General features: G+C 56.8%; 9 protein-coding genes and 1 pseudogene. 4 read left to right on the top strand and 6 right to left on the bottom strand.

Going from position 1 to position 13434, the window contains the following annotated elements; genetic code table 11:
* The first annotated feature begins 197 nt into the window (after positions 1-197).
* Positions 198-1886, top strand: coding sequence for a PucR family transcriptional regulator ligand-binding domain-containing protein (locus NSS83_RS17565; RefSeq protein ID WP_341346148.1), 1689 nt, complete (start codon positions 198-200; stop codon positions 1884-1886).
* Here the strand turns inward: NSS83_RS17565 and NSS83_RS17570 are convergent.
* The 6 genes from NSS83_RS17570 to NSS83_RS17595 form a co-directional block, all read right to left on the bottom strand.
* On the bottom strand, positions 1852-3219 hold the full coding sequence (locus NSS83_RS17570; RefSeq protein ID WP_341346149.1) for an aspartate aminotransferase family protein: 1368 nt from the start codon (positions 3217-3219) through the stop codon (positions 1852-1854). The genes NSS83_RS17565 and NSS83_RS17570 overlap by 35 nt on opposite strands.
* A gap of 31 nt (positions 3220-3250) precedes the next feature.
* The gene (locus NSS83_RS17575; RefSeq protein ID WP_341183516.1) at positions 3251-4714 is read right to left on the bottom strand and encodes a CoA-acylating methylmalonate-semialdehyde dehydrogenase; all 1464 of its coding nucleotides are present in this window, start codon (positions 4712-4714) and stop codon (positions 3251-3253) included.
* A 100-nt stretch (positions 4715-4814) separates the two neighbouring features.
* On the bottom strand, positions 4815-5924 hold the full coding sequence (locus NSS83_RS17580; RefSeq protein ID WP_341183515.1) for an ABC transporter substrate-binding protein: 1110 nt from the start codon (positions 5922-5924) through the stop codon (positions 4815-4817).
* A gap of 207 nt (positions 5925-6131) precedes the next feature.
* On the bottom strand, positions 6132-6986 hold the full coding sequence (locus NSS83_RS17585) for an ABC transporter permease (RefSeq protein ID WP_341183514.1): 855 nt from the start codon (positions 6984-6986) through the stop codon (positions 6132-6134).
* Complete coding sequence (locus NSS83_RS17590) at positions 6986-7798, bottom strand: ABC transporter permease (protein ID WP_341346150.1); 813 nt, start codon at positions 7796-7798, stop codon at positions 6986-6988. The genes NSS83_RS17585 and NSS83_RS17590 overlap by 1 nt, the downstream gene beginning before the upstream one ends.
* A gap of 2 nt (positions 7799-7800) precedes the next feature.
* Positions 7801-8583, bottom strand: a complete 783-nt coding sequence (locus NSS83_RS17595; RefSeq protein WP_341183512.1) for an ABC transporter ATP-binding protein — start codon at positions 8581-8583, stop codon at positions 7801-7803.
* Between the two features lie 312 nt (positions 8584-8895).
* On the opposite strand from NSS83_RS17595, the gene NSS83_RS17600 reads away from it, so the two are divergent.
* The 3 genes and pseudogenes from NSS83_RS17600 (at position 8896) to NSS83_RS17610 (ending at position 13207) form a co-directional block, all read left to right on the top strand.
* Positions 8896-10488: a histidine kinase N-terminal 7TM domain-containing protein gene (locus NSS83_RS17600; protein WP_341346151.1), complete on the top strand. Its 1593-nt coding sequence runs from the start codon at positions 8896-8898 to the stop codon at positions 10486-10488.
* A 273-nt stretch (positions 10489-10761) separates the two neighbouring features.
* Positions 10762-11606: pseudogene (locus NSS83_RS17605) on the top strand (DUF72 domain-containing protein).
* A gap of 116 nt (positions 11607-11722) precedes the next feature.
* A complete protein-coding gene (locus tag NSS83_RS17610; protein ID WP_341183509.1) occupies positions 11723-13207 on the top strand; it encodes an alpha-amylase in 1485 nt (494 codons plus the stop codon).
* Positions 13208-13434: the final 227 nt, after the last annotated feature.

A 13434-nucleotide genomic window follows, 5' to 3' on the forward strand; every position in this document is an offset into this window, starting at 1 on the left:
GAATTATTGTAGTAAAATAAACTTCAAGCCAATAAATTCGCTAATCACACTCTGATTTAAGTTAAGTTTCCTGACATATTATATTTAAACTATAGTCAATCCGTTTTTTCGTTACATTAGACAGATTGTCTAATTTCAAATGTCTATTTTTTACGTGTGAGAATAGCCTGAGAACGAAGTGAATGAGGGGGAAGCTTATGGACTGGGAACTTGTATTTACGATCCGCGACGCGCTGAAGCGGCCGCTGTTCGCTGAAGCTGAGCTGATCGGGGGAAGAAACGGCCTGAACCGGGCTATCCGCTGGGTGCATGTGCTGGAGAGTGCGAGCCTGGAGAGTCTGATTCATGGGGAAGAGATGATTCTGACCACCGGAATGAGCGCAAGCACGGATCTGGACGCCGCCCTGTCTTTCATGCAGAATCTGATTGATAAGAACGCCGCCTGCCTATGCATCGAGCTGGGAGCCTACTTCAGTGCCATTCCGCAGGAGATGATCGCTCTTTCGAACCTGCATGATTTTCCGCTGATCCAATTCACCCGCACTGTACGGTTCGTCGACATTACACTCGATCTGCATTCCCTCATCATCAACCGCCACCACCGGATGCTGCAAGAGCTGGAGAGTATCTCCCGCGAATTCCACCGGCTGACCCTAACCTCCCAGGGAACCCTTAAGGTCCTGCAATTGTTATGTAAAAGCACCCGCACACAGATTCTCTATATGCAGCTGCAAGGCAAACCGCTCTTCTTCCCGGCCCTTGCGCCCGAGGAGCAGCGTCCGCTGCTTGGCTTCTTCGAGACCTTCAGCGAAGAGATGGAGGGAGCAGCGCCGGAGGCCGCCCCCTATATCCGGGAATACGGCCACAAGACCATCGCCGTGAAGCCCGTAGGAGCCTTGGACCAGACCTGGGCCTATATCCTGATGGTCTGTAATCACAAGCCGCAGGAATTCGACTGCCTGCTGCTCGATTCAGCCTCCTTATCCATCGCACAGGAGCTGCTGCGCACGCGGTACATGGAGGAACGGAAGCTGTTCTCGGAGAATCTGTGGGTGGATGAGCTGGTAGGGGGACGCACTCAGGACGACAATCGGCTCAAGGGGCTGGTCGGCCCGGACTTCAACCTGGTCAATGAGCTGCCCTACCGGGTCTGCCTGATTGAGATCGAGAATCCCCGGGATGTCAAATGGAACAGCTCGGAGAATGACTGGGAATCCATCACCTTCCATCTCTCGCTCATCCTGCGCTCCATCTTCGAGAAGCACTCCCTCCGGCCGCTGATCACCCTGAAGAACAACCGGCTGACCGTCATTGCGCTGGATATCCAGTCCAAGCTGCCCGGCAAGCTGCGCCTGCAGCAGGCGCTTGATTCCCTGCAGCATATCCGCGCGGATGAGAAGCTGAAGGACCTGCAGCTCGTCATCGGAGTCAGCAAGTCCCACCGGGGCCTGAAGCATGCTCATGCCGGTTACCAGGAAGCCGTACAAGCGCTGTCCCTCTATTCCTGTTACCAGAAGCCGGTCCTCATGTATGAGGAGTTAGGCGTCTTCCAGCTGCTGCTGAGCCTGAACGACGGCAAGACGCTGGAGAATTTCATCCGCAGCTATATCGGCCCGCTGATTGACCACGATGAGGCAAAAGGCAGCGAGCTGCTGCTGACGCTGCGCGTCTACCTGGATCATGACGGGTCGAAGCAGATCGCCGCCCGCAGCCTCTTCATCGTCCGGCAATCCCTCTACTACCGGCTGGACAAAATCACCGAGCTGCTCGGCGAGGACTTCATGCTCCCGGAGAACCGGATCTCCATTCAGGTCGCTCTGCGCGCCTACCAGTTCCTGTACCCGGAGAAATTCACACTGCCCAGCTCCCGTTCAGCACAGCTGTGAAGGTATCGATGATGAACTGCACATCTTCATCCGTCGAGGATAACGGCGGAGCGAAGGTGAGTACATTATTGAAGCCAGCCACCGTATCGCCGTTCTTGCCGATGATCAGCCCTTTGGCTTTGCAGTCGGCTATAATCCCCTTGACGATGCTTAGCTCGGCGGGCTGTTTGGTGGATTTATCCGCCACCAGCTCAATCCCAACGACCAGCCCGAAGCTGCGGATATCGCCAACCAGCTTATGCCCAAGCAGCCCGGCGAACCCGTCCGCCAGCATACGTCCCAGAATTCCGGCGCGCTCCACAAGCTGCTCCTGCTCCAGAATCTCCAGGTTGCGCAGGGCCAGTGCACAGGCAGCCGGATTACCGCCGAAGGTGTTCACATGACGGAAGTGCCCGTAGTCATCACTGTTATCCTTGAAAGCCTCATAGATCTCCTTGCGCACAGCGGTAGCGGATAACGGCAGATAGCCGCTCGTCAGCCCCTTCGCCATCGTGACAATATCGGGCTTGATTCCGAAATTGTGGTGACCGAACTTGCGGCCGGACCGCCCGAAGCCGCAGATCACCTCGTCGATAATCAGCAATACGCCATGGGTACGGCAGATCTCCTGCACCCGGTCCATATAGACCTGATGCGGGACGATCACGCCCCCGCCGGTAATGACCGGCTCCATAATCACCGCCGCTACAGAGGCTACACCTTCCCAGACGATCATATCCTCAATCGCCTGCGCACACTGGAGGTTGAACGCCTCTTCGGTCATGCCGGCCGGACGGCGGTAGCTGTCCGGCGGCGCCACATGCAGGAACCCCCCACTCAGCGGCTCGTACTTGTACTTGCGCTGCGCCTGCCCGGTCGCCGCCAGGGCGCCAAGCGAGCTTCCGTGATAGCCCCGGTAGCGGGCAATGAATTTATGGCGGTCAGGCTGGCCGGTCTGCTGCTGGTACTGGCGGGCGATTTTGAAGGCTGCTTCGTTCGCTTCCGACCCGCTGTTGGAGAAGAAGATGACATACTCATCCTCCAGCCATTCATTCAGCTTCTCAGCCAGCGCGATGGCCGGCATATGGCTCTGCGTCAGCGGGAAATACGGCAGGCTCAGCAGTTGGTTATACGCCGCCTCCGCCAGCTCCTTGCGCCCGTACCCCACATTCACACACCACAGGCCGGACATGCCGTCCAGGAATTTGTTGCCGTCAGTATCGGTAACCCATGATCCGCTTGCGGATGCTGCAATCATTGGCGGATGCTGCTCACTGTAAGGGGTCATATTATGCCACAAATACCGCTGGTCCTTCTTAACCGCCAGCTCGCTTTCTTTACCCAGACTCTGCACGGCACACTCTCCTCCCTCGGGTTTCCTTCTTTTAGTAACGCGCGGTAATCATTTTCTTGCGGGTGTAGAACTCCACACCGTCACGCCCGTTCGCATGCAGATCTCCATAGAATGATTTCTTGTATCCTGAGAAAGGGAAGAATGCCATCGGTGCCGGCACGCCCAGATTGACGCCCAGCATCCCCGCATCAATCTCCTCGCGGAATTCGCGGACCGCCCTGGCGCTGTCCGTATAGATACACGCTCCGTTGGCAAAGGGAGACTCATTAGTGACCGCTATCGCCTCCGCCAGATCCTTCACACGCACCACTGACAGCAGCGGCGCAAAAATCTCATCACGCCAGATCTTCATGCCCGGCCGCACATGATCGAAGATCGTCGGGCCCAGGAAATACCCGCTGCCCGCGGCCGCAGCATCCTTACGGCCATCCCTCACCAGCACCGCCTCCTCGGCAAGCCCAGCTTCAATGTAATCGATCATCCGGTCTTTGTTCGCCTGCCGGATGACCGGGCCCAGGAACACCCCCTCCTCCTTGCCGTTCCCAATCTTCAGCCCGTCCGCGGCCGCAACGATCCGGCTCACCAGCTCATCGGCAATATCCTCCTGCACCACCACTACAGCGCAGGCCATGCACCGTTCGCCTGCAGAGCCGAAGGCTGCGGATAGAATATTCTTCACCGCATGGTCCAGATCGGCATCCTTCAGCACGATCGAATGATTCTTCGCGCCGGCAAGCGCCTGCACCCGCTTGCCGCGTGCGGTCCCCTGCTTATAGACATATTCCGCCACCGGCTGCGAGCCGACGAAGGAGACCGCCTTCACCTCCTCATTTGCAAGCAGGCCGTCCACCACCTCATGCGCCCCGTGTACCACATTCAGCACCCCCGGCGGGAAGCCCGCTTCTGCGAACAGCTCCGCCAGCCGGTTCACCAGCAGCGGGGTCCGCTCGGAGGGCTTCAGCACAAAGGTATTACCGCAGGCTACCGCCAGCGGGAACATCCAGCAGGGCACCATCATCGGGAAGTTGAACGGGGCGATGCCGCCCACAACTCCCAGGGGATAACGGAACATGCCGGACTCTACGCCTGTCGCGATATCCGGCAGCTGGCTGCCCATCATCAGCGTGGGAGCGCCGGCGGCGAATTCCACGCATTCGATGCCGCGCTGCACCTCGCCCAGCGCTTCCTCCAGGCTTTTGCCGTTCTCCAGCGTAATTAGCTCGGCCAGCTCCTTGCTGTGCTGCACCAGCAGCTGCTGGTACTGGAAGAAATAGCGGGCACGGCGCGGCACAGCGACTCTTTTCCACTCGGAATAGGCTCTGGAAGCTGCCCGCACGGCTGCATCCAGCTCCTCCCGGCTGGAGATCGGCACATAGGCAATCACCTCACCTGTCGCCGGGTTGAACACTTCCTCCTGCCGCCCGGATGAAGACTCCACCCAAGCTCCGTTCACATAGTTCATCACTTTACCGGCCTGCCCCGTGAGCAGTGTCATCGACTGCACCTCTTTCCCTGTGTTCGTCCGCTACCCTAGAAGAGATGACCGCCTTACCAGGCGGCCATCTGCTTCAGCTATGAAGGAATTCTGTTACCTGTTATTTCGCAGCCATCTCTACAATCTCGTTCGTGTAGGCCTCCTCCACCTTGGAAGCCGTCTTAATGACTCCGAATTTCAGCGCGATATCGGCGGTCTGCTGGAAGGCAGCAGCATCCGTATAGCCCAGCTTGGAAGCATCGAAGCCCTCCGGCTGGATTAGCTTGGCAACCTCCGTCATCATCGTCAGCTGATGCTCCCGGGTCGTGCTGCCCGCTTCGGCAAGCTTCATCACACTGTCCACAGCCGCTTCGGGATCAGCAATCGCATCCGCCCAGCCCTTCAGAGAAGCGCGGACGAACTTGGCCGCCGTCTCCTTGTTGCCCTCCAGCCATTCCTTATTGGCGAACAGATTGTCTTCGAGCATCGCCACCCCTTCGTCATTCATGTCGATAACACTGAGGTCCTCTGCCTTGATGCCTGACTCCAGCACCACCTGATATTCGTTGTAGGTCATGGCCGAGGCCGCATCCAGCTCACCGCCGAGGAACTGGTCCATCGTGAAGCCCTGCTTGGTGAAGTTCAGATCCTTGCCTGAATCCAGCTTGTATTTATCAAACAGCGCCAGAAGCTCAAACTCATTGCCGCCCATCCAGTTACCCACCTTCTTGCCCTTCAGCTCAGCCGGTGTAGTGATGCCCGCTTCCTTCTTGGATACCAGCACCAGCCCGCTCTTCTGGAAAATCTGGGCGATCTGCACCAGCGGCATCTCCTGCTCCTGGCTGGTCAGCAGACTCGCCACCCAGTCCACCCCGATATCGGCCGAACCGCCGGCCACCTGCTGCTCAGGCACGATATCCGGCCCGCCCGGCAGAATCTCGACCTTCAGGCCCTCTGCCGCATAATACCCTTTGTCCTGCGCCAGGAAGTACCCGGCGAACTGGGCCTGCGGCACCCATTTGAGCTGCAGCTTCACAGTGACCGGCTCAGCCGCCGGTTCTGTGGTCGCCGCAGCTTCCGGCGAAGCTGACGCCGCATTCCCCGCAGTCGCTTCTGCACCGGAGGGACCGGCGTTGTTGTTACCGCCACAGCCTGCAAGCAGCGAGATCAGCATTAGAACCGCCGCAAGCCATAACCCGCCACGAGTTTTGCCCTGTTTACCCTTCATCATAGCAACTCCCCCTACCACTCAAGTTTTTTTGTAAGACAGCCTGACACAGCATGATTGCGCTCTTATTGCTATATGCATACAGCTTGTGCCTGGCAGCTTCTTTATCTCCTGCCAGCGTACAAACCGGATGTAACAGTTCCAGGGTTGCGGATGTTGCGATTACAGGCATTGCGATTACAGGCGCAGCGGATACTGCGGGAATTCACGCTACGCCCGCCGGGAAGGGTGCCACTTGATAAATACCTTTTCCAGCCGCTCCACGACCAGGTAAAAGATTACTCCGGCAACCGCAGCAAGCACGATGCAGGCCCAGCCCAGCGGCATCTTCGCCACCTTGATGGAATTCGAGAGCAGATACCCGAGCCCCCGCGAGGAGAAGAAGAACTCCCCGACAATTGCCCCGATCATGCTCGCTGTTGCGTTGATCTTCAAGGCAGTGAATACATGAGGCAGACTGTTCTGAATCCGCAGATGGCGGAATACCGCCCGCTTGCCTGCCGCATAGGAATGCATCAGGTCCAGCGCCAGCGGGTCCACAGCCGCCATGCCCTTGTAGGCATTGATCGCCATAGCCGCCATCGTGACCGCGGTCACAATCGCCGCCCGCGAGCCGATGCCGTCTCCGAACCAGAGGTTCATGATAGGGGCGAGCGCCACTATGGGAACTGCATTGAGTGCAGCTACCATCGTGAGGCTGCCGCCGCCCCAGCGGGGCCAGGCCGTAGCAGCCAAGGCAATCAGGAAGCCGCAGCCGGAGCCGATCAGCATACCAAGAACAGCTTCAGTGAGGGTATACCCGGTGTAAGAGAGCAGCAGACTGAGATTATCCCGCATCGCTTCAGCGATGGCGGAGGGGAGCGGCAGCTGATATTTCTTCAGATCGAAGATGCGGTGAAAGATCTGGAGCTCCCACAGCAGCAGGAACAAAGCTCCGGCAAGCAGGGGCAGCACGAACCCGGGGTTCAGCCATTTCAGGAATTTCCATGGATCTCTGCCTTGCTCTATATCCGTCTTAATAACGTTGTTAGAGGATGCGAATTCGTGAACCGTATTGCTGTCCATTAGCGGCTGCCTCCTTGGGGACGGAATTCCGGCTGCCAGGGGGCCACCAGACGTTCCACCAGACTCATCAGCCAATAGCTGGCCATACCCAGCAGAGCACCAACCAGTACCGTGGACCAGAACATGTAAGTATGGGAGGGCCCATAATAGAGATTGCGGAGCATAATAACCCCGATCCCGCGCTGTGCACCCATCAGCTCGACCAGAATTGCGCCGGTTACAGCCAGCGGCGCTGCAATCTCCAGCCCGCTGAACAGTCCCGGCAGCGCTGCCGGGAAGCGCAGCTTCCAATATACAGCCCACGGCTTAGCGGCATAAGAGTGCATCAGCTCCAGGGCAGAGGGGTCCACACTCCGCAGACCGCGCAGCATATTCAGCGCCACCGGGAAGAAGGTGATATAGCCCGAGATGATGATCCTCGACATCTGCTCATCCCGCACAATACCGTATATGATCGGCGCCAGCCCCAGAATGGGAATCATCTGCGAAGCAACGGCATACGGGAAGGCAAGCTGCTCTACCGTCCGGGAGAGGCTCATCAGCACGGCCAGCAGCACTCCGGAGAGCGCTCCGATCAGGAAGCCCACCCCGGCATTGCCGAAGGTGGCTCCCCCTTCCCGGAGAAGGGTGCCGCTGTACTGCCACAGGGTGAGCGCCACTTCATGAACATAAGGCAGCTTGGACTGGGCCAGCGGAGTCTTCGCCACATGCAGCAGCCACCAGGAGACTGCCTCCCACAGCACCAGCAGACCGCAGATCCAGACAAGCAGCGGCAGTGTACGCCCCCGCATTAACGCACGGTTCAGCTTCATAGCTACACCCCTTCGAAGCTGTCGCGGATACGGGCAATCAGCTCGAAGAACTCCGGACTGTTCCTCATATCTGCTGTACGCGGACGGGGCAGCGGAATATCGACAACCGCCGAGAGTCTGCCCGGATGCGGAGACAGGACGAACACCCGGTCCGACAGGAAGATCGATTCAGGAATGCTATGGGTAACGAACACAATCGTGCTCTGCACCTTGCTCCAGACAGAGAGCAGCTCTTCATTCAGCCGCTCGCGCGTGAATTCATCCAGCGCCGAGAACGGTTCATCCATGAGCAGAATTTCCGGCTCCATGGAGAGCGCCCGGGCAATGGCTACGCGCTGCTGCATCCCCCCGCTGAGCTGCCAGGGATACTTGTCGGCGAACCCCTGCAAGCCTACGAGATCAAGCAGCTCCAGCGCTTTGTCCTCACGAACGGATTTCTTGACGCCGAGCAGTTCCAGCGGCAGCGTAATATTATGCTTGACCTTCCGCCAGTCATAGAGCACCGGACTCTGGAACACAATACCGTATTTCTGGGCCAACCGGGCCTCCTTGGCGCTTTTGCCTGCCACCATAATATTTCCTGCCGTTGGTGTGATAAGATCTGCCATCAGCCTCAGCAGCGTAGTCTTTCCGCACCCGGAGGGACCCAGCAGGGAGACGAACTCCCCCTTGGCAATATCAAGACTTACCTGATGCAGGGCCAGCACGTCTGCCGTCTCCGTCTGGTAACGCATTTCGACATGCTCCAGCTGTATTTCAGGAATTTTTGCTGCTACTAGTGACATCTCCAGTCCCCCTCCATCCCTGAATCTATTTAATGTTAATTAACATAACATATAATTCGCAATTTCAGTATTTTTTCTGTACTCATGTACGATTAATTAACATGTTACACGCTGCCCGTGAATCCCACATTAGACAAAGCGTAACATTGAGACAGTGAAATTCCGTCACTTTGTCTAAGGGGCCGCTTACAGTGTAAATAATAGAACAGATTGCCGATAAAAATAGTAATCACATTTACTTACATTTCATTTTGTGTCCAGGAGACTATTCCCAATGTCCTATGCTCATCACAACCCATGGAGGCGCTCCCCATGGCATCTATGATTTCCAACTACATTATTATCGTTTCGATCTCCGGTGTGCTGAATGCCTTGCTCGCCCTGTTTGCTTTTTACAGGAAGACTGACTTCTCGGGTCTGCGCGCATTCATCGTCAGCTCCGCCGCCTCGGCGGTATACACATTCGCCTTCGCGCTTGAACTCTCAGGGAACTCGATGGAACAGATTAAGTTCTGGATCAAGCTGGAGTATCTCGGGATGCCGTACATCGCACCCTCCAGTCTGCTGATGATCATGCATTTCGTGGGCTTAGAGAAGCTGGTCTCCAAAAAACTGCTGGTCCTCCTCTACTCCGTCCCCGTGATCTCCACGGTGCTTGTGTGGACCAACGACTCCCATCACCTGTTCTATAAGTCTATCTACTTCCGGGGAGACGCGCCTACACCGCTGGTGGATATCGTGATGGGACCCTGGTATATCGTGCAGGGCAGTCTGACCTTCGGCTGTATGCTGGCCGGGATGTGCCTGATCCTCTGGCGCTGGGGGCGGATGCGGCGGGCTTATCTGCGGCAGATGCTGATTATTTTTGTCGGACAATTCCTGCCTGCGCTGGGGGCCTTCCTCTATCTGATGGACCTGACTCCGTATGGAACAGACCCTGTTCCTGTAGTGATGAGCGTAACCTCGTCCCTGTATATATGGGCCATTCTGTCCAGAGGGATGCTGACCGCCGCACCGATTGCCCGCGAGAATCTGTTCGAGAGCATGCGCGACGGCGTACTGGTCACGGACCTCTCCGACAAGCTGGTGGACTATAACCGGGCCGCTGCCGAGATGCTTGAGGATCTGGATGCCGCAGCCATCGGCCGCCCGCTGGCCCAGCTCTTCCTGCCTGCCGGCAAGGAGGCGTTCGATTATGTAATGAATTCCAATCCTCAGATCAGCGAAGAGCAGGAGCTGGTATGGCATTCCGGCGGAGAAGTCCGCTATTATCAGGTCCGTTCCTCCCCCGTGCAGAAGCATGACGGCCATCTTGCCGGGCGGATGATCATGCTGATCGATGTTACCGAACGCACCCTGCTCCAGGAAAAGCTGCTGCAGCTCGCCACCATCGACAGCCTGACCGGTATCTACAACCGGACCCACTTCATGGAGCTGAGCCGGCAACGGCTGAAGGAAGCTGCCGGCTCCGCCGCCCCCTTTTCGGTCATCCTGCTGGATATCGATTTCTTCAAGAGCATTAACGACCGCTACGGGCACCATCACGGGGATATGGCCTTGCAGCATGTAGTAAGCGTATGCCGTCAGCATGTCCGGGAGGGCGATGTCTTCGGACGGTATGGAGGTGAGGAATTCGTCTTAAGCCTGCCGGGAGCCCCCTTGAAGGAAGCGGCCCTGATCTCTGAGCGCATCCGCAGGGACATCGAGCACAGCACCTTCTCCACCTTCACAGGAACAATTAAAATCACAGCCAGCTTCGGCGTGACCGAAGCCCTCGGCCGTTCGATCTCACTGGAGGAGCTGCTCTCAGAAGCAGACCATGCCCTCTACTCCTCCAAGCGGAACGGCCGCAATAGCGTTCATCTGTATGGCGTCTCCTCCATCACCCGCTTCAAGCCCATGTGATGGAGGCAACCCCTCTTTTCCTGCCCCGCGCGGCACCTCACGCTTCCCCTGCGCATATCAAGTAGAAAGAATAAATGGCACCCGCCGGGTATAACCGCCTGCTCTTTTGGTGATACCAGCTTCCATAGCCCCTTTTCCTCCAGTTCCTTCCTGTCTCTACACTGATTTCCGTCATTCCTGTTCTCCTGTTGTTTGCATAGGCGGGTTTTCAGTTTAATAAGAGTTAGCCGATCCGTTCGGTCTTCATTCCATAGTTGCGAGGGGGAAGGGACTATGATCAAGATTGGGCTGACCGGCTTCGGGGACCATGAGGAGCTGTACGGCAAAATCAAACCCGCCGACCGCCTGCCCGCTTACAGCGCCCATTTTCCCATTGTGGAGATTGACAGCTCCTTCTATGCGGTTCAGCCGGTCCGAAATTACGAGAAGTGGGTGCATCAGACGCCGGAGGCATTCCAATTCATTGTGAAGGCTTATCAGGGAATGACCGGACATCTGCGGGGGAAAAAGAATTACTACGATAGCCGGAGGAGATGTACCGGGCCTTCCATACCTCTATCGCCCCTGTCCGTTCAGCGGGGAAGCTGGCGATGGCCCTGTTTCAATTCCCGCCCTGGTTCGACTGCACCAAAGACAACGTGGATTTCCTGCGTGAGGCGAAAGAGCGGATGCTGGATGTGCCCGCTGCCATCGAATTCCGTAATGATTCCTGGTACAGCCCTGAGATGCGTGAGCGGACCCTCCGGTTCCTGGAGCAGGAAGGCTGGATTCACACGATAGCCGACGAGCCGCAGGCAGGTTCCGGCTCCATCCCGATTGTCCCTGTCGCCACCCGGCCGGATCTCACCTACGTGCGGCTGCACGGGCGCAACACTGCAGGCTGGAATCAGAGCAGCCACCCGGACTGGCGCAAGCTTCGCTATCTGTACTGCTACAGCACCGAGGAACTGACGCAGTGGAGGGACCGGCTGCTGGAGCTTGAACAGACCTGTAAGAATATTTACGTGGTATTTAATAATAATTCTGCCGGGGATGCCACTCCTAATGCCCTAGAGCTGCAATCGCTGCTCGGGATCGACGGCGGACTGGCCCCGCGCCAGCTGGACTTGTTCACCTGATGTACAGAGGTCTACATATATCTCTTCTACTCCTTGCTGAAGTGCCAGCATTACCAGAAGCTCCAGATCAGACAACCGTCTGAGTCGTCTTACACATGTAAAGGAGGCCTACCTATATGAAGAGAAATCATACTATGATGCAGTTTTTTGAATGGCATGTCGCGGCGGATGGACAACACTGGAAGCGTCTTGCCCAGATGGCCCCGGAACTAAAGGCGGCGGGAATGGATGCGGTGTGGGTCCCCCCTGTTACCAAAGCCGTCTCCCCCGAAGATACCGGCTATGGGGTCTACGATCTCTACGACCTTGGTGAATTCGATCAAAAGGGCGGTGTGCGCACGAAGTACGGAACCAAGCAGGAGTTAATCGACGCAATTGCCGAGTGCCTGAAGAACGGCATTGCAGTCTACGTGGATCTGGTCATGAACCATAAAGCCGGAGCGGATGAGACGGAGGTCTTTGAGGTCATTGAGGTGGACCCGAACGACCGCACCAAGGATATCTCCGAGCCGTTCGAGATTGAAGGCTGGACCAAATTCGATTTCCCGGGGCGCGGGGATGAATACTCCAGCTTCAAGTGGAATCATACCCACTTCAACGGAACCGATTTCGATGCCAAGGAAGGCCGCAGCGGCGTCTTCCGGATTGACGGCACGAATAAAGGCTGGAATGAGAATGTGGATACCGAATTCGGCAACTACGACTACCTGATGTTCGCCAACATCGATTACCTCAATGCAGATGTGAAGCAGGAAATGCTGAACTGGGGCAAATGGCTGGTCGATACGCTGCAATGCAGCGGATACCGGCTGGATGCGATCAAGCATATCAACCACGAGTTCATCAAGGAATTCGCCATGGAGATGAAAAAGAAACGCGGCGAGGACTTCTACATCGTCGGTGAATTCTGGAACTCCAATCTGGAGGCCTGCCGCGAATTCCTGAACACTGTCGATTACCAGATCGATCTGTTCGATGTCTCTCTTCATTACAAGCTGTACTCCGCCGCACTGGCAGGCCGGGACTTCGACCTGACGCATATCTTCGATGATACGCTGGTCCAGACACATCCCGCGAATGCAGTCACCTTCGTCGACAATCATGATTCCCAGCCTCATGAAGCGCTGGAATCCTGGGTAGGTGACTGGTTCAAGCAAAGTGCCTATGCCCTGATTCTGCTGCGCCGCGACGGATATCCCGTGGTCTTCTACGGGGATTATTACGGCATCGGCGGCCCTGCCCCGATGGAAGGCAAGAAGGACGCCATCGATCCTCTGCTCTGCGCCCGCTACACCAAGGCGTACGGGGAGCAGGACGATTACTTCGACCATCCGAACACCATCGGCTGGGTCCGGCGCGGCGTTCAGGAGATCGAAGGCTCCGGCTGCGCTGTAGTCATCTCCAACGGAGACAACGGAGAGAAGCGGATGTTCGTGGGTGAAGCGCGCAGCGGAGAGGTATGGGAGGACTTCACCCATAACCGCGGGGAGTCCGTCACCATCGGCGAAGACGGCTGGGCCGTATTCCCGGTGAACGGCGGCAGCGTCTCCGTCTGGGCACTGCCCGAGCCGAAGCCGGCCGACGCCTGCGCGGAGGAGTGAGCTTATAAAGATGAAAAATGCCGTCCCTGTTGTTAGGGGGACGGCATTTTTTCCACAAATTATCCACAAAAGAAATATATTACTCTCCACAAACCATAACAAGTTACTCATTTGCTAATCTGGTACTCATTCGGCCCACTTCCAGCACCATTAAGGGGATTTATCCCCGATGTTATCCACATTTTATCCACAGAATGCACAACATCCGATGAACCCCACAGAATTCC

Origin of the sequence: Paenibacillus sp. FSL H3-0469 (genome assembly GCF_038051945.1) — a bacterium.
Lineage (GTDB): Bacteria > Bacillota > Bacilli > Paenibacillales > Paenibacillaceae > Paenibacillus_AQ.